Consider the following 14,762-nt stretch of genomic DNA (forward strand, 5'->3'; position numbering starts at 1 on the left):
CAATCAGTGACATGCGGTCTTACGGTGCGTGACGTGAGCACATTGAAGGCGCGACGAGCACATCCGCGTCTTCGTGCTGCCTGGAGGTGGTCGTGAGCAGCGTCCTCCTCTATCTGGCCATCGTCGTGATGTGGCTTTGCGTCCTCATCCCGATGTGGCTGCGCAAGGACAAGACGAACCTCGCCGAGCTGGCCGAGCTCGAAGAGTATTACACCGGCGAGCACCAGCTCCCCGACCTCGACAACCTGAGCCCGCCCGACGCCGACGAGGACGACGGGACGCCTCAGGCGGAGGTGGAGAAGGTCGACGTCCGCCAGTTCCGCCTCCGGCGCCGCGCCATCATCGTGGCCCGCCGCAGACGCTTGCTCTTCTTCACCGCCCTGCTGGTGCTGGCCTCCATCGTGACGGCCGCGGTGAAGATGATCCCGTGGTGGGGGGTGGCGCCGTCCGTCGTCATCATGCTGGCGTACATGGCGTTTCTTCGCATCGCCGTACAGGTGGACAGGGAACGCCGCGAGCGCGCCCGCCAGGCGCGCGCTGAGCGGCTGCGGAGGCAGCGTGAGCAGCGGCGGGCCGCGGCGGAGGCGGAGGCCGAAGTCATCGATCTCACGCCGCCACACGCGGATGTCCTCTTCGATCAGTACGCCGAACCGCCCAAGCGAGCGGTGGGCGACTGAAGAGGTGGCGCGAGGACCCTCTGAAGTTTGCTAATCTAATCGAGTCCTTGGGGATGTAGCGCAGTCCGGTAGCGCACTTCGTTCGCATCGAAGGGGTCAGGGGTTCGAATCCCCTCATCTCCACCCAGGGCCGTTCTTGAGACGGCTGGACTGAAGTTGACGGGATCCCGTCTGATCATCGAGATCAGGCGGGATCTCGTCGTTTCCGGGGCTTCCGAATCGGGTTCGTCCTGGTTTGGGGGCCATGGAGCGGGTGTCTGGGAAGGCCCGGGTGGTGTCAGGCCGCTGGTGGAGGACCGGGATCTGGCCGTTGGGCATGGCGAAGCCGACGGTGAGCGGGGCGCTGCGATGGGTGGGTTTTGCGGCTTATGGGGCGGGTGGTGTGCCGTCGAAGGGCCCGGCTGGAGTCTGCGGGGTGTCGGCGAGCGTGACGGGCTCGTCTTGGGGTTCGTGGACGTGGCGCCACTGATCGAGGAAGTGGTCGTTGGCGACCGCGACGAGCAGTGCGACCAGGATGGTCTGGGCGACACGTCCGTGGGCGAGCCGGTTCTTGGGGTCGCCGAGATCAAGATCGTGTCCCTTGAGCCTGCGTTGATGCCTTCGGTGTTGGCCCGGACGGACTTGTAGGTTCCGATCCAGGCAGGACTGAGGTAGGCCATATCCTGGCGGAACTTGTCGAGGTGGCCGAGGTCGTCCTTGCGGACGGTGATGGTGTGCTGGTGGCAGATCCTCGGCAGTTCGCCGGCCTTGAGGTCGGGCTGCGGGGGAAGGACGCGGGGTTTGGTCGCCGGGTGAGCGGCTCGTTGCCGGGCGTCGGTGAGGTCGACCGTGGTGGGCCGACTGGGTCCGCGCTGGTGGAGGCGGTCGAAGCGGGGGCAGGTCAGCGATGGGGAGGTGCCTGCCGCCGGGCACTGGAAGCGGACGGTGCCGTCGGTGTTCGGGCTCTGTTGAGGCGCAGCAAGTACGGCTCTCGCGCGCTGATGAGCGCGGTGAGCTCTTGCGATGGGGTGCGGATGGCGGCGTCGTCCAGACCGGTGGTGGCGTGGGCGAGCCGGTCGGAGATGAGCGGGCAGGCCACGCCGCCGTCGATGAGCAGGGCGCCGTGGACGCTGCCCTGCACCCCTCGTTGATCCGCTTTGTAGTCGAGGGCGAGCCGGTAGCCCAGCTCTCGTGCGGGTTGGGCGAAGTGGGCGGGTTGCTGGTCGGTGTAGGCGCGGTCGACGACGGCGAATGCTGTGGGGAGTCCGAGGGTGGCCAGGGGTTTGAGGGCGGTGATGGCGTTGGCGCCGATGCGTTTGTGTGGGGTGTCGAGGACCAGGCCGAGCGCCAGTTGCGGGAAGGAGCCGAGCACGGAGCGGGTGCGGGCGGCGATGGTGAGGGTGGCGCTGTAGCCGTACTCGGGTGGGTCGTTGCCTGCGGAGTGGTGCCAGCCTGCGGTGATCTCGGTGGAGGCGATCAGTTCGCCGGTGGAGCGGCGAGTGTGGGGTGGGCGGGCCAGGACCGGGGTGGCGGTGGTGTCGATGCCGACGTCGCCGCGGAAGTGGTGGAGGTAGCCCCGGCCTTTGGCCCAGCGCACTGGGGTGAGCACCAGCGCGGTGACGATGTCCTGCAGCAGTTCCCGCTTACCCGAGTGTGCTGGGTCGTCATCCTCCCAGGCGGTGGCCAGCGCGTTGGCCTGATGCTGGGGCAGGCCGGTGCGCCGATCTTGGCGGGCTGGATCCAGCGCTGTGGTCAGCCGGTCGAAGGCCCGGTAGAAGCGGCGGGAGGAGGCGAGCACCTGGTGGATATCTTCGGGGTTGATGTCGGGCAGGCCGAGTCGGTGGCGTGCGGTGGCGGTCAGGCAGAACGCGGTGATCCGCCAGGCCTCGACGAGGGTGGCCTTGCCGGTGTGGTTGATGGACAGCAGCAGGTAGGTCAGCACCGCGGCGATGGGCAGCCCGGGCGGGCCGGGCCTCGGGCCGAGTTCGGCGTCGATCAGCGGCAGGACGCCGGAGTCGTCCAGCAGCCTGGTGTAGTGACTGACGACGGCGTCGGGGATCTGTGCCGTCTGCTTGGCGGCAGGGCAGGGTCGGGTGGCTCGGGCTCGGGTGGTGCGCGGCGGCCAGGCGCGTGGCTTCGCCGTACTCAACGGGCGCGGCCGCACAGCAGCGCGACCGCGGTCTGTTCGTCCAGGGCGGGGACGAAGTGTTGGTAGCAGGCCAGTGCGGAGGTGCTCATCCCGGCCGCGGCGGCCACCACTCCCAGGTCGATGCGGGCGCTCAGCAGTTCGACGATCCACGAGGAGCGCAGCCGGCGCACCGACAAGGCGGGCAGGCCTCCGGTCGGGGTGTGGCGGGCGGTCCAGGAGCTGAACAGGTTCTTGGCATGCCGGGCGGCGCGCCGGCGCCGGAACACGAACCGGTCGCCCGGCTGGTCGGCGGCATGAACCAGGACGTCCTCCCAGGCGGCGCGGCAGACGATCAATCGCTGGGTGCCGGGGACGGTGACCACGACGGCACCGGAGTGCAGGCGGCGCAGATGCCCGCTCCGGACGGCGGCCACCTCGCCGGAGGTCAGACCGCAACCGAAGGCGAGCGCCATCAATGCCAGCGCGTCGGTGCGGGCTTGGCCGGGCAGGCGTTCGGCCCAGCCGCGCAGGCGGCCGAGCTGGGACGGCGAGTACGGCGGGCTGACCGTTTTGGGGCTTTCATCGGCGCGGGGACTGTTCGCCGCGTTCCAGCCAGGCCAGTGTGGCGCGCATGTGCCGCAGCCAGCTGCGGTAGGTCTGCGCCGAACTCGGGGCCAGGTCGGTGCAGCCGGTCAGGACGAACGCGTCGATCGTCTCATGCCGCAGCCACACTTCCGGATCGTCCGGCAGGCCGGAGCGGTGACACCATACGGCCAGGCGGGTGGTCGCGGTGAGCAGCCGTTCGACGCGGTAGGGGGAGCGGTCGGCGCTGGCGGCGACCAGCATCCGCACGTGCCCGGCGACAAGGTCCCATTCCGGCTGGGGTTTCTGCGGCGGGTAGCCGGTGATCGTGGCCGAGGTCTCCGCATCGAGGGTCACACCCCATCCATAGCGGCAAGACAACCTGCGATCGCCGCCACCTTGGCCGAGTCGCCGACCAAGGGCTGAGTTTCCGACGCCTGGCGGTGCTGTCGGGCGTGAACCGGCAGACCATCAACGACCTGGTCGCCGGGCGTTGCTGGCCCGACGTGGCCACCATCGCGCAGTTGGAGGCCGGGCTGGGTGTCCGCCTGTGGCCGGTCTCGCCCGGTGGGTCCGGCGGAAGCTGACCCGCGGCGAACGCGTCTTGGCCCTGGTGAGGGCATCGTCGATCCCTCCCGCCTCGTCCTGCCGGTGGCAGGGCAGGCGAAATCCGGGCTCGACGTCTCCCCAAGAGAACCCCTCCGGGTTACTCTCGGGAATGCGGGAGCCACTGTCGGTTAGACCTGCTGGTCGCTCACACAACCTCGGGTGTCGCCGAGACGCAACCTCGGCGGCACCTGCTCATTCACGGCATGGCCGTGATCAGGGACGGATGGTCAATCGGCCTCCCCAGTCGGTGCGTAGCCGTTGATCCCGGCGGCGATCGCATAGAGGCCGTCCGCCTCCCGGCGCAGCCAGCCGTCGACCACCAGCCGCTGCAGCCGTGAACGCATACCCTCCACCTGGGAGCAGGTGTCCGGCTTGCCGATGGCCTGCACGATCTCCCGTGCCCGCATCGGCTCATCGGCCGTGGCCAGCAACGCCACCACCTGCTGCCGGAACCCCCGCAACGGCGGTAGCGGTGACGGCTCCTCTGCGGGGTCGAGGTGAGCCACCTCGGACGATTCCTCCTCGGCGCCCACGTCGCCACCTTCAGACATGTCGGCGTCGCTGAGGTGCTCGCCGGTTAACTCTGTCAGAGTCTCGCGCGTGATGGCCAGGCGCTGCAGTCGTTCCTCGACCGCGGCCAGTTGCGCCCGCAAGTCCTCGGCCTGCTGTAGCGCAGCCGTCTGATCCTTCAGGCCCACGCATCGTCACTTGTCCAGGTGGCCGAGATCGGGCGGGTGCAGAGAGATGATCTGCTGCGCTTGGTCCTGGTGTCGGGCAAGATCGCCCTATGAGCCTGACTCGCAACCGCCGCGCTGTGCTCTTTACCGGTGCGATCGGACTGGCCTCACTCCTGACGCTTTTTGAGGTGAGCACTCCCGGCCTGTCCGTCTGGGCATTGGCATTGGCACCGTACTGGCTGGCGCTCGCCATTGCCTGGTCGTGGATGTTGGGTCCAGGGCTGGGTCGGCCGGGGTGGGCGCCCTGGATGTTCGTCCCACTCGTACTGGTACTGGGCACTGTGCTGCTCGTCACGGTCGACGCGCCCCTGCACGCGCGCTTCGCCCTGTCGGAATCGAGCCTGGAGCGCTACGCCCGGTCGGTGCGCGATGACGACGACGGCCGTGATCGGTGGCGGGGCCTGTATCGGGTGGGCTACACGGAGAAGATCCCGGGAGGAACGCAGTTCATGGTCACCTCGGTCACATGGGGATGGAAGAGCTACGGCTTCGCCTACATCCCAGATCGGGTACCGGGCTCGGACGAGGTCTGGTACGAGCATTTTAAGGGCCCTTGGTACATCTGGACCGACGGGCCCTGAACTCCACGATGCACGAGCTCCCGGTTCCACGCCGATGTGTGCCGCGCGCAGAGCGCTGTCACTACCTGAAGGCGCCGAACAGCTGGGAAACGATCAGCTGTGTTGCGGGAAGCGATCATCACCATCCCCGACTCGGTGCAGGCCACGCCTATTCGTGAACACCCCACCCAGGGCCGTTCTTGGAACGGTCGGACTGAAGTCGACGGGATCCCGTCTGATCTTGGTGATCGGGCGGGATCTCGTCGTTTCAGAGGCTTCCAGGTCGCGTTCGGGTGTCTCTGGGCCTGTGTGGTGGCTGTCGCGGAAGGCTCCGGTGGTGTCAGGCCGCTGGAGGAGCACGAGAATCGTGCCGCTGGACATAGCGAAGGCCCGCGGCTGGCGTGACGCTGTGTGTTGATCTTCCGGATTGCGGCTTAGGTCTCGGTGAGGGTTGCCCCGTTGGGGTTGGTGGGTCGGCGGTGTTTGATCGTCGAGTCCGGTGGTGATGTCCTGGCGCGGGATCGGGTTGGCGGGTGTGCCGCCAGGCGTCGAGGAAGTCGTCGTTGGCGACACTGTAGGCGGCAATGGCATCGCTGACCCCCAAGACTGCAAGATCCCTCACCCGAACCGCCCCGACGAAGACAGGGCCCCATCACGGAGCGACAATCTCACCGTCATCCAGGGTCGCCGCCCAGCGGCCGACCGGGTGAAAATGTGAATGGCCCGTTCATGTGGGCTGCGGCAGCGAACCGAGGCACCAGCACCATGAACCCCGAAAGTGACATCATCCCGGCATGAGCTATGACCTCGCGGTGTGGGAGGGCGAGCGTCCCGCAAACGATCAAGAAGCGGGAGAGATGCATTCCGCCCTGCATGACCAGTACATCCGCGCGGACATCGACATTCCGCCGGCCCCTCTGATCGCAGAATTCGTGCAGCGGCTCCTGCAGCGCTGGCCGGACCTGGACGAGGTGGATGAGGACGGCTATGAGGCTATCCCCTGGTCAACATCCCCGCTGATCGCAGAGGCGGCAGGGCCCTACATCTACTTCCCCATGGTGTACCGCCGTTTTGCCGCGACGCTGTCCGGCTCCATCCGCGGGCGGGGACGCCAGGGGTTCGCGACAGTTCGGTCGGTGGGCCGATGCTGTGGCCGCAGTCGCAGCCTTGGCCCTACTGCAGTGACGATCACTCGCCCACCGCGTTTGCTCCTCCCCATGCGGGGCCGCATTCTCTGGTACCGGTGCTGCAGTTGTTCGCCGATGATGTCCCCGAACTACCCTTCCCCGAGGGCAAGGACGTCTTGCATCGCCTCGGCGCCCTCCAGGAGGACGGGGCGGAGCTGCTTGCGATAGACGGTCTCTGCCACGCTGGGGTTGCGGTGGCAGACCAGGCGTGAGATGGCCTCGATGGGCATGCCGGAGTCGGAGAGCAGCGAGACGAAGACGAGATGCTGGTAGCGGGCCGGCGCCGACGGGTTGAGCCCGGCCGCGGCGGCGACCACACCGGCATCGATCCGCGCGCCCAGCAGTTCGACAATCCAGCAGGCCCGCAGTCGACGGGCCGACAGCGCAGGCAGGGCGCCGGTGGTGCGGTGCCGGGGACGGAGACGACGACCGCGCCGCAGGGCAGGCGGCGCAGGTGGTTGCCGCGGGCGGCGGTCACCTCACCGGGGACAAGCCGCAACCGCAGGCCGATCCCTGAGCGCCGGCGCATCGGCGCGGCTTTGACCGGTGAGCTGTTCGGCCCGGCCGCGCAGCGCGGCCGGCCGGCCGGGCGAGTACGGCGCCGACTCCTGTGCCGGGGCTTTCATCGGCGGGGGTTGCGCCACCAGCCAAGAACCTGTCCAGGCAAAGGACATCCCGCGCGGGAACTCATTTGCCGGATGCGAGTCCGGCTTGGCGGGCGGGCGACGGCCATTGGCCGCCAGACGCTTACTGAGCGCGCCGGAAGCAGTACGCATTTGAGTCTCTTGACTTTGCGATATACGTCTGCCAATAATCAACTGGATTTGCGGGATAGAACGGTGAACATACATCGGGGCGGTGCGACATTGTCTGTTTACGCGGATGTTTTCGATATGGCACTTCGTGTTAACAATTCGTCGGACCGGTTACTCGCAGAGCTGAAAGACGTCGATTTTCCGCTCGTGCCGCAGCCCATCGGATGGTGGCTCCGCGAACCGGAGGCGCCCTCGCCGCCGGACCTGGAGGTTCTCGAGTGGGTGCCCGACGGATGGGTCCTCGACGTCGGCTGTTGCACGGGGCGGCATCTGGAGATTCTGGCGGGGCGGGGAGTGCGCGGGCACGGCATCGACGTCACCCCGACAGCCATATCGATGGCGAAAGCGGCCGGGCTCTCCTGTTCCCTGGCGGATGTCCACCATTATCAGCCGCCGCACGCGGTCGATGCGGTGCTGATGCTCGGTGGCAATGGCGGGATGGCGGGCTCACTGAAGGCGTTGCCCGGATTTCTGGAGCGGCTGGCCTCCTGGCTGAAACCTGATGGCGCGATTGTCTTCACGAGTTCGGATTTTCGCCCGTTACTGGGTCCGGGCGGAGATGCGACCGGAGCGCCGGATGGTTATTGGGGCGACCGGGAGATCAGGCACAGGCTGGGCGATCGCACCGGCGCCTGGTTCCCGTGGCTCTTCATCGATATGGCGACACTCGCCGACGTCTGCGCCGGAGTCGGGTTGCGGATAACGCGACAGAAGGAATGGCGGGACGGAACGGTTCTCGCCGCATTGCTGCAAACTGTATGACCCGCTCGCCAAGGGCCAGGGCCACCGGTCCGCTGTGCGATTCCATGGGCTCCCCCGGCACCGGGCCGGCGGGATCATACCCCCCGGGGTAGAGAGGAGAATGCCATGAGCGTGGACACGCTCGTCATGCCGTCGGCGGCCCAACTGGAGGAAGACTACCAGGACGGTTCCGACCTGCAGCCGATCACCGCCATCTTCTTCACCTACGAACCTGCGACGAAGGACGGCGAGGACTGACTTTCCGCTCGTCGAGGTGACCGGTGGGCTCGCTCAGGGGCGGGCCCACCGGGTCCGGCCGGGCACGCCCGCAGGTCTGGCATGCCGCGTGATTCGCGAGTCGGCGGAGACGAGCCACGAAGACGGCGGAACGGGAAGCGGACGTGCGCCTGATGAATTCCGGCATTGCCAAAGCCGTTCTCGACGGCACGCACAGAGTTCGATCTCCGGAGGAGACCTGGGAGTGGATCCGTCCCAAACTGCGGCGTCTCGGTATCACGCGGGTGGCCGATGTCACCTGGCTGGATGAGATCGGGATCCCCGTCTTCCAGGCCGTCCGGCCCAACGCGCTGACCCTGTCGGTCTCGCAAGGCAAAGGGATAAGCCCGATCCTGGCGCGGGTGTCGGCGGTCATGGAGTCGGTGGAGCTATGGCACGCGGAACATCCCCGGCCGACCGCACACACCGTCGCCACCATCGGCGAAATGGAACATGAGCTCCCTTACCAGGTGAGCGACCTCCCCCGCGCCGAACGTCATTGCCTCAATTCCGACACACGGTTGGCCTGGCGACGGGCGGATCGCGTCGATGGCGGCGCGTCGACCTTCATTCCCGCCGACCTGGTCCGCCTGGACGGGCGGGTGAAAGCACGATGGCATCCACCGCAATTCCACGCCACCAGCAATGGGCTGGCGAGCGGGAACGTCCTCGGGGAGGCGTTGCTGCATGGAATGTACGAGGTCGTCGAGCGCGACTCCCTCGCCCGGGAAAACCGCGCCGGCCGTCCCTCCCCGATCGATCTCGCCACGGTCGGCAACGCATACGTGGGCGTGCTCCTGGAACTTTTTCACGCCGCGCAGGTGCAGGTGGTCGTTCGCCATTTCGCCAACCCGTACGGGATACCGACCTTCGACGCGCAGATCTGGAATGTTTCCTTTCCGGTGGTCTTCCGCGGGGTCGGCACCCATCTGGACGCGGGAGTCGCTCTGTCGCGCGCGTTGACCGAAGCGGCGCAGTCACGCGTCACCGCCATCGCCGGCGCACGCGACGACATCGGCGGTTCCCTCTACCGGAATGCTCGCGCTTTCGGTATCCGGCGCTCCTCCTGGCGCGTCGCCGACTCTCACGATCACCCGCCGATTTCCTTCGAATCCATCGAATCACTGCGCCTGCCCGACCTCGATGCGGAGGTGGCGGAGGTCGCCGGAAGAATTCGGGACGTCACCGGTTGCTTTCCCCTGTACGTCGACCTCACCCAGTCGGACATCGGAGTGCCGGTGGCACACGTGGTGTGTCCCGGAACCCGATTCGATCCCGGTCGTTGACCAGTTGACCACCCGCCTTCGAGTGGACTGCCATGAATCGTCGATTCCTTTTCGTCGGCCCCACCCTGCCCGATGCGGCCCGGCTCATCGAGGACGAGACCATCACCGTCCTGCCACCCGTGGCCGCCGGAGACCTCCTGCGACTGCCTCTTTCACCCGGAGACGCGGTCGGTATCGTGGACGGCTATTTTCATCAGGTCGGAGCCGTCCGGCACAAGGAGATCCTGACCTTGCTGAACAGGGGAATCCGGGTGCTGGGCGCGGCGAGCATGGGGGCGCTGCGGGCCGCCGAACTGGACACGTTCGGCATGGAAGGCGTCGGGGGCATCTACGCGGATTACCGAGACGGCCGCCTGGAAGCGGACGACGAGGTCACGCTTGTCCACTGCGCTGCGGACGAGGAATACCGGCCGTTGTCCGAGCCATTGGTGTGCATACGGGCGACCTTGGCCAGAGCGGTGGAGGAGGGCGTTTGTGATACCGAAGCCGCACGGCGCCTGATCGAGGTCTTCGCCCGCTGGCCGTACCATCGCCGCGGCTATGACGGTCTGAGTGCGGCGGGGCGGCAAGCGGGACTCGACATGGGGACGGTCGGGCGGATCCGGCGGTACTGCATGGCCCACCCCGCCGACCCCAAACGCGATGACGCGCTCATGCTGCTCGACGCGCTGCGTGACGGACGGCCTGCGCCTCCCCACGCCGGGGGCGGCGTGCCGGAAGTCAACCGCACGTCATTCCTGCACGCCTGGCAGATGGCTGCCTGGGGCAGGGGCATCAGCGCTGACGAGCGCGAAGCCGACCTCGCGGCGCTCCATGTCTGCCAGCTGTTCATGGACGACTACCCCCGGTTCCACCGGGACCTGGTGTTCGGCGCTCTGGCGGCGGAGTGCCAGGAGGAATGCGGTGCCACGATCGGCTGCACCCTCACCGACCGCGAAGAGATCGCGCTGCGCCACGGGGAGCATCGCGGCCTCTACCGCCTCCCCCCTGATCGGGATCGGCTCGGCTTCCTGACCCACTGGTTGACGGACCAGGAACGGAACGTCCTGTCCAGCTCCGATCAACTCATCGTCTTCCTCGCGCGCGGGTTCCGGCTGGCGCCGGGGATCGCGCCGGACGAGTTCGCTCTGCGGTCTCTGAGAGGTCAGCCGGTCTGGGCCAGGGCGCGGCACGTGGTGCGACTGGCCTGGGAACTCAACGACCGTATCGTGGGCGTGGACGAGAGCCGTGACCCGATCAGGCTGCCCCGGCGCAAGGTCCTTGAGGTGCTCGCGGAATGGTACGGCGCCGACCAGCACGAACTGGACTTCGTGGCCATGGATCGCGGTCTGGAATCGGCGGCGGACCTGGCGGACGCCGGCCGTGCCTTCTACATGCTCGCCAAATACAACCGAGGCGCCATCACCCGGCTCCTGTCCGGGGCCGGCGATCCGGAGCTTCGGCCGGCAACTGTCCACGGGCCTCGATGTGATGGTGCACCAAGACGCAACTCGGCGATGTAGTGCCGGCACCGCAGCCGACGTCCAGGACACGCAGCCTGGGGGTGGAGTACCTCCGCATACCTGACGCCGTGCGAAATCCGCAAAGAATCCGCGACTGCACAAAGTCACGTAGTGTCTGCAAATCGTGACTGTAGAGGGCTTTGCGGCTCGCGTAAGAGACACATCTGCAATTTCCACCCCCGGGCACACGCTCTCCCTGTGCGGCTCCAGACCCGCCGGACGGCTCGACACCCGCTGGCCAAGGAAATCGGCGGCACCGCGCTGCCTGCCGACCTGAGCGAGCCGGCTGAGGTCGAGCGGGTGCGCGCCGACCTGGCCGAGCGTTTCGGCACGATCGACGTGCTGGTCAACAACGCGGGCGGCAACGTCGAAGGGCGCGGCGGTTCCGATGGTGTCGCGGAGCGTTGGATGGGCAACTTCCGGGCCAACGTGTTGACGTCGGTGCTGCCGACCGAGGCGCTTCGTGATCTGCTGAACCCGTCAGGGCGGATCGTGTTCATCTCCCCGATCGCGGCCTTCCGCGGCTCGGGCGGCACCTCCTACGGCCCGATGAAGGCGGCCCTGCACCCGTACGCGTTCGACCTCGCCGCCGCCCTCGGGCCACGCGGCATCACGGTGAACGTGGTCGCCCCGGGGTTCATCGAGGGCACCGAGTTCTTCGGTGACGCCCTGGATGACGAACGCCGCGTGATGCTCGTCGGGCAGACCCGGACGGGCCGGCCCGGTACGCCGCAGGACATCGCCGAGACCGTGCACTGGCTCGCCTCGCCCGGCGGCGGGCACGTCACCGCGCAGATCATCCAGGTGAACGGCGGCGCGGAACGTGGCCGCTGACCCGCCGCTCGACGGCGCCGACATCATCCAGGACGCCTGGCGGCGCGAGCTGCCCGGCGTGCCGGTGGAGTCGATCGGGGCGATCACCCGGATCTGGTGGGCAGCCAAGGTGTTCGGCGACGAGCGCCGCCGTCTCCTTGCGAACCTGGGCGTCGATGTCGCCATGCTGGACCTGCTGTCAACGCTGCGGCGCTCCGGCACGCCGTACCGGATGAGCCCGAGCGAGCTGGCCGACGCGTGCATGGTGACGCGTGGCGCGATCACGCAGCGCGTGGAGCGAGCGGTCAGGGCCGGGTTGGTCGAACGGACCACCACCGGGTCGGGTTACCACGCGCGCGCGGTCACCCTCACCGACGCGGGCAACGCCCTGCTTGACCGCGTTGTCGCCGACCTGCTCGCGGCAGAGGACCGCCTCATCGGCCACCTCGCGCCCGAACGCCGTGATCAGCTCGCCGAATTGCTGCGTGAACTGCTCGCCGGACTCGGCGGCCCGAGCCTGACCGGGCAGGTCGGGGACTGACACTCGTACGTTCGGAGAGAGCCTGCCCCAAGAGCCCGGCCACGGCAAGCGGCTCCGTGAGCCGGTAGGGCCGGTCCTGGCGGCCGCCGCCTGCTCAGGCCGGTGAACCGATCAAGCGCACCTGACATGGCCCGACATGCATGGAGACCCCGGCTACGTTGAGGCACGTGAACGCTCCCGTTCAGTGCCTCGCATCGCTGACTGCCTACAGTCACCAGAGGAGCTCAATCGTGCGCGTCCTGACGGGGAGGAAGGATGGCGCCTGCCGGGTCTTGAGATAACGGCGCCGGTCGATGCGGTGGACCTCTCTGGTGGCACGCCCGGAGAGGTCGAAGGGCTCCGGGTCAGCCTCGCCGGAGCGGAAGACAAGCGCGCCCGCCTCGATCGACTCTTCCCCATCGGCACCCCACCGAGGGCGCGGAAGGTGTAGGTGTGTCCTTCGAACGCCTCCTGCCCGGCTGAGGCGCTGATTCGATGGACGGTCGCGACGTAGTCGCGCACCATCCCGTACGACACGACTCCACTGGCGTCGTGCTCTGCGAGGAGCCGGTCGAAGATTCGCTTCGCGGTATGCCGCTGCTTCCGCGGCGCGTCGAGATCATCGCGCTGCCAGCCGTCGATCACGGATCGAGCCGCGCCCCCCGCTTCGGTGACGGCTTCGGTCGCTTGGGTCACGCTGAGGCCAAGGCTGCCGCGACGGTGCGGTACCCGTGCTCGTTGATGGTCACGCCCCAAGATCTCGTGACGGGGCGCTCCAAGAATCGGGCCATCGCCGTGGGGAGGTCTGTGGCTGGCTGTGCCAGATCAGTTCGGCCCTTGGCGGACGTCCGCCCCCTGTTCGGCGAACGCTTTGAAGTCCAGCATGTGTTGCCGCGACTGCTTGCGGAACGAGCCAGGCATGAGCAGCGCCACCAGCCGCATCAGGAGTCCGTCGAACCGGAACTCGCTCTCGCTCTCCCACAGTGTCGTGTTCGGACCGGCTTCGATGATCCGGTCGCGTTGGGCCTGCCACATGCCCTCGCCGACGATCTCGCGGTCGTAGTGCACGACGACCGAGCTCGGGATGGCGTGCAGGTCTGCAGGATCCACGCGTGTGATGGTCTCGGTGGCCTCCATCCTCTGCTTCCCCATCTGGAACACGACTCGGGAGGTGGTTCCAAGCTGGCCGTGCACCCCGTTCACCGGCTCGTGCAGCACCAGGCCCCGCAGCCACTTTGGCATCTGCGCCGGGTCGGAGATCAGCTGGACCACCTTCTCGCGGGGCAGGTCTATCTCGATTGAGGTGGTGTACTTCATCGCTCGTCGCCTCCGGGGACGTAGAACGCGGTGGTGGCCTCGACCGCGGCCGCCACGTGATCCGGATCGCCGCCGCCGGCCAGGTGGGCTTCGCCCCATGCCACAGCACTACGCCTGGCGAACTCGCGGCCCGCGGGTGAGGTCTGGAACTCCTCGTGATCGGGGGCCACGCCGTCGGCCAGGAACCGGGCCAGGGTGAGGAGACGCAGGTCCCAGCCCACACCACCGGCACCGGGGCCGTAGGTCGGGAACATGGGCTCCCCGACTGCCGCTGCATGGACCAGTTCGAACTCGGTGCCCCCGGCAGGGCTCGGGGACAGGAGCACCTCGACCTCGCTCGTACCCGGCCACTCGTCGGCCTCCGGCCCGAAGAGCCAGGACACCCGCAGCCGCCGCGGCGGGTCGCAACGGAGGATCTCGCCGTGCTCACCGCCGTCCAGTTCGAACGACCCCCCGAGCCGAAGGTTGCCGGTGACTGGCTTCAACCAGCGGCCCAGCCGCTCGGGGTCGGTGATGGCGTTCCACACCTCGTCGACCGATGCGTCGTAGCGACGCCGCAGCTCAATCGTGTACGCGTCGCCGGCGGGCAGGGTCGCTGTGCCCATCGTCCGGCGCGCAGCGGCCAGTTCGTCCAGTACGTCCTTCATGTCATGTTCCTTTCGCTGGCGGATCGGCCTTGCCGACACCTGGGGTCCGGGATGCACGCCTGCCGCGGGCCAGCTCGGTTCCCAGGGCATCGAGCCGCTGATCCCAGAACCCGCGAAACTGGTCCAACCACACGTCAACCTCGCTCAGCGACGTGGGGTCGACGGCGTAGAACCGGCGCGCCCCCTCAGCCCGGACCGACGCGAACCCGTTCTCACGCAGAACGCGCAGATGTTGCGAGACAGCCGGCTGGGACAGTGCGAACTCGGCCCGGATCACGTCTGTGATCGCGCCAGAGGTCTGCTCGCCGTCGGCGAGCAGCTCCAGAATGCGCCGGCGCACCGGGTCTCCGAGGATGTCGAACGCGTGCACGACCCAGGATCATACC

The 14,762-nt window shown here is 67.9% G+C and carries 18 protein-coding genes and 1 tRNA gene; 11 read left to right on the top strand and 8 right to left on the bottom strand.

The features are described 5' to 3' along the window. Positions 1–92: 92 nt before the first annotated feature. The 3 genes from sepX to IO39_RS26870 all read left to right on the top strand — a co-directional run bounded on the left by sepX (position 93) and on the right by IO39_RS26870 (position 1,304). Positions 93–677: a divisome protein SepX/GlpR gene (gene sepX / locus IO39_RS26860; RefSeq protein WP_043628822.1), complete on the top strand. Its 585-nt coding sequence runs from the start codon at positions 93–95 to the stop codon at positions 675–677. A gap of 49 nt (positions 678–726) precedes the next feature. Then, a tRNA-Ala gene (locus IO39_RS26865) sits at positions 727–800 on the top strand. Between the two features lie 33 nt (positions 801–833). Further along, positions 834–1,304, top strand: a complete 471-nt coding sequence (locus IO39_RS26870; protein ID WP_157548943.1) for a hypothetical protein — start codon at positions 834–836, stop codon at positions 1,302–1,304. 253 nt (positions 1,305–1,557) lie between these two features. Here IO39_RS26870 and IO39_RS26875 read toward each other — a convergent pair whose 3' ends face one another. The 3 genes from IO39_RS26875 to IO39_RS26885 form a co-directional block, all read right to left on the bottom strand. Next, entirely contained in the window at positions 1,558–2,805 is a 1,248-nt protein-coding gene (locus IO39_RS26875; RefSeq protein WP_157548944.1) for a hypothetical protein, read from the bottom strand. Next, a complete protein-coding gene (locus IO39_RS26880; protein ID WP_043628604.1) occupies positions 2,802–3,257 on the bottom strand; it encodes a hypothetical protein in 456 nt (151 codons plus the stop codon). The genes IO39_RS26875 and IO39_RS26880 overlap by 4 nt, the downstream gene beginning before the upstream one ends. A gap of 106 nt (positions 3,258–3,363) precedes the next feature. Then, the gene (locus IO39_RS26885) at positions 3,364–3,723 is read right to left on the bottom strand and encodes a hypothetical protein (protein ID WP_043628606.1); all 360 of its coding nucleotides are present in this window, start codon (positions 3,721–3,723) and stop codon (positions 3,364–3,366) included. Between the two features lie 65 nt (positions 3,724–3,788). Here IO39_RS26885 and IO39_RS59060 point away from each other — a divergent pair, with 65 nt between their 5' ends. Next, complete coding sequence (locus IO39_RS59060) at positions 3,789–3,953, top strand: helix-turn-helix domain-containing protein (RefSeq protein WP_342671448.1); 165 nt, start codon at positions 3,789–3,791, stop codon at positions 3,951–3,953. A gap of 249 nt (positions 3,954–4,202) precedes the next feature. Here the strand turns inward: IO39_RS59060 and IO39_RS26890 are convergent, their stop codons facing one another. Then, positions 4,203–4,673 carry a hypothetical protein gene (locus tag IO39_RS26890; RefSeq protein ID WP_043628608.1) on the bottom strand — a complete coding sequence of 157 codons (471 nt, stop codon included), beginning with the start codon at positions 4,671–4,673 and terminating at the stop codon, positions 4,203–4,205. Between the two features lie 89 nt (positions 4,674–4,762). On the opposite strand from IO39_RS26890, the gene IO39_RS26895 reads away from it, so the two are divergent. After that, complete coding sequence (locus IO39_RS26895; RefSeq protein WP_157548946.1) at positions 4,763–5,293, top strand: hypothetical protein; 531 nt, start codon at positions 4,763–4,765, stop codon at positions 5,291–5,293. 1,255 nt (positions 5,294–6,548) lie between these two features. Here IO39_RS26895 and IO39_RS26900 read toward each other — a convergent pair. After that, positions 6,549–6,776 carry a hypothetical protein gene (locus tag IO39_RS26900; protein WP_043628613.1) on the bottom strand — a complete coding sequence of 76 codons (228 nt, stop codon included), beginning with the start codon at positions 6,774–6,776 and terminating at the stop codon, positions 6,549–6,551. Between the two features lie 576 nt (positions 6,777–7,352). On the opposite strand from IO39_RS26900, the gene IO39_RS56135 reads away from it, so the two are divergent. The 6 genes from IO39_RS56135 (at position 7,353) to IO39_RS26925 (ending at position 12,433) form a co-directional block, all read left to right on the top strand. Continuing rightward, positions 7,353–8,036, top strand: a complete 684-nt coding sequence (locus IO39_RS56135; RefSeq protein WP_169789121.1) for a class I SAM-dependent methyltransferase — start codon at positions 7,353–7,355, stop codon at positions 8,034–8,036. 105 nt (positions 8,037–8,141) lie between these two features. After that, complete coding sequence (locus IO39_RS59065) at positions 8,142–8,273, top strand: hypothetical protein (RefSeq protein WP_281200147.1); 132 nt, start codon at positions 8,142–8,144, stop codon at positions 8,271–8,273. A 152-nt stretch (positions 8,274–8,425) separates the two neighbouring features. Continuing rightward, positions 8,426–9,577, top strand: coding sequence for a YcaO-like family protein (locus IO39_RS26910; RefSeq protein ID WP_043628825.1), 1,152 nt, complete (start codon positions 8,426–8,428; stop codon positions 9,575–9,577). 32 nt (positions 9,578–9,609) lie between these two features. Then, complete coding sequence (locus IO39_RS51000) at positions 9,610–11,079, top strand: TfuA-like protein (protein WP_052423413.1); 1,470 nt, start codon at positions 9,610–9,612, stop codon at positions 11,077–11,079. Positions 11,080–11,277: 198 nt separating this feature from the next. Next, positions 11,278–11,913 (top strand): SDR family NAD(P)-dependent oxidoreductase, encoded by a 636-nt coding sequence (locus IO39_RS26920; protein WP_245642269.1) that lies wholly within the window; start codon positions 11,278–11,280, stop codon positions 11,911–11,913. Next, positions 11,903–12,433 (top strand): MarR family winged helix-turn-helix transcriptional regulator, encoded by a 531-nt coding sequence (locus tag IO39_RS26925; RefSeq protein WP_043628615.1) that lies wholly within the window; start codon positions 11,903–11,905, stop codon positions 12,431–12,433. Before IO39_RS26920 ends, IO39_RS26925 begins: the two co-directional genes overlap by 11 nt. Before the next feature lie 804 nt (positions 12,434–13,237). Here the strand turns inward: IO39_RS26925 and IO39_RS26930 are convergent. Genes IO39_RS26930 through IO39_RS26940 form a run of 3 tightly spaced genes read right to left on the bottom strand, consistent with a single transcriptional unit; the run spans position 13,238 to position 14,746 of the window. Then, positions 13,238–13,729 carry an SRPBCC family protein gene (locus IO39_RS26930; RefSeq protein ID WP_043628617.1) on the bottom strand — a complete coding sequence of 164 codons (492 nt, stop codon included), beginning with the start codon at positions 13,727–13,729 and terminating at the stop codon, positions 13,238–13,240. Beyond that, complete coding sequence (locus tag IO39_RS26935) at positions 13,726–14,376, bottom strand: SRPBCC family protein (protein WP_043628619.1); 651 nt, start codon at positions 14,374–14,376, stop codon at positions 13,726–13,728. The genes IO39_RS26930 and IO39_RS26935 overlap by 4 nt, the downstream gene beginning before the upstream one ends. A 1-nt stretch (position 14,377) precedes the next feature. Continuing rightward, on the bottom strand, positions 14,378–14,746 hold the full coding sequence (locus IO39_RS26940) for an ArsR/SmtB family transcription factor (protein ID WP_043628621.1): 369 nt from the start codon (positions 14,744–14,746) through the stop codon (positions 14,378–14,380). Positions 14,747–14,762 lie beyond the last annotated feature (16 nt).

It is taken from the genome of Nonomuraea candida (assembly GCF_000725485.1).
GTDB classification, from domain to species: Bacteria; Actinomycetota; Actinomycetes; order Streptosporangiales; family Streptosporangiaceae; genus Nonomuraea; species Nonomuraea candida.

Coding starts and splice junctions, on each gene's coding strand:
- IO39_RS26880 (WP_043628604.1), bottom strand. CDS start 3,257: ATGGCGCTCGCCTTCGGTTGCGGTCTGACCTCCGGCGAGGTGGCCGCC.
- IO39_RS26895 (WP_157548946.1), top strand. CDS start 4,763: ATGAGCCTGACTCGCAACCGCCGCGCTGTGCTCTTTACCGGTGCGATC.
- IO39_RS56135 (WP_169789121.1), top strand. CDS start 7,353: ATGGCACTTCGTGTTAACAATTCGTCGGACCGGTTACTCGCAGAGCTG.
- IO39_RS59065 (WP_281200147.1), top strand. CDS start 8,142: ATGAGCGTGGACACGCTCGTCATGCCGTCGGCGGCCCAACTGGAGGAA.
- IO39_RS26910 (WP_043628825.1), top strand. CDS start 8,426: ATGAATTCCGGCATTGCCAAAGCCGTTCTCGACGGCACGCACAGAGTT.
- IO39_RS51000 (WP_052423413.1), top strand. CDS start 9,610: ATGAATCGTCGATTCCTTTTCGTCGGCCCCACCCTGCCCGATGCGGCC.
- IO39_RS26930 (WP_043628617.1), bottom strand. CDS start 13,729: ATGAAGTACACCACCTCAATCGAGATAGACCTGCCCCGCGAGAAGGTG.
- IO39_RS26935 (WP_043628619.1), bottom strand. CDS start 14,376: ATGAAGGACGTACTGGACGAACTGGCCGCTGCGCGCCGGACGATGGGC.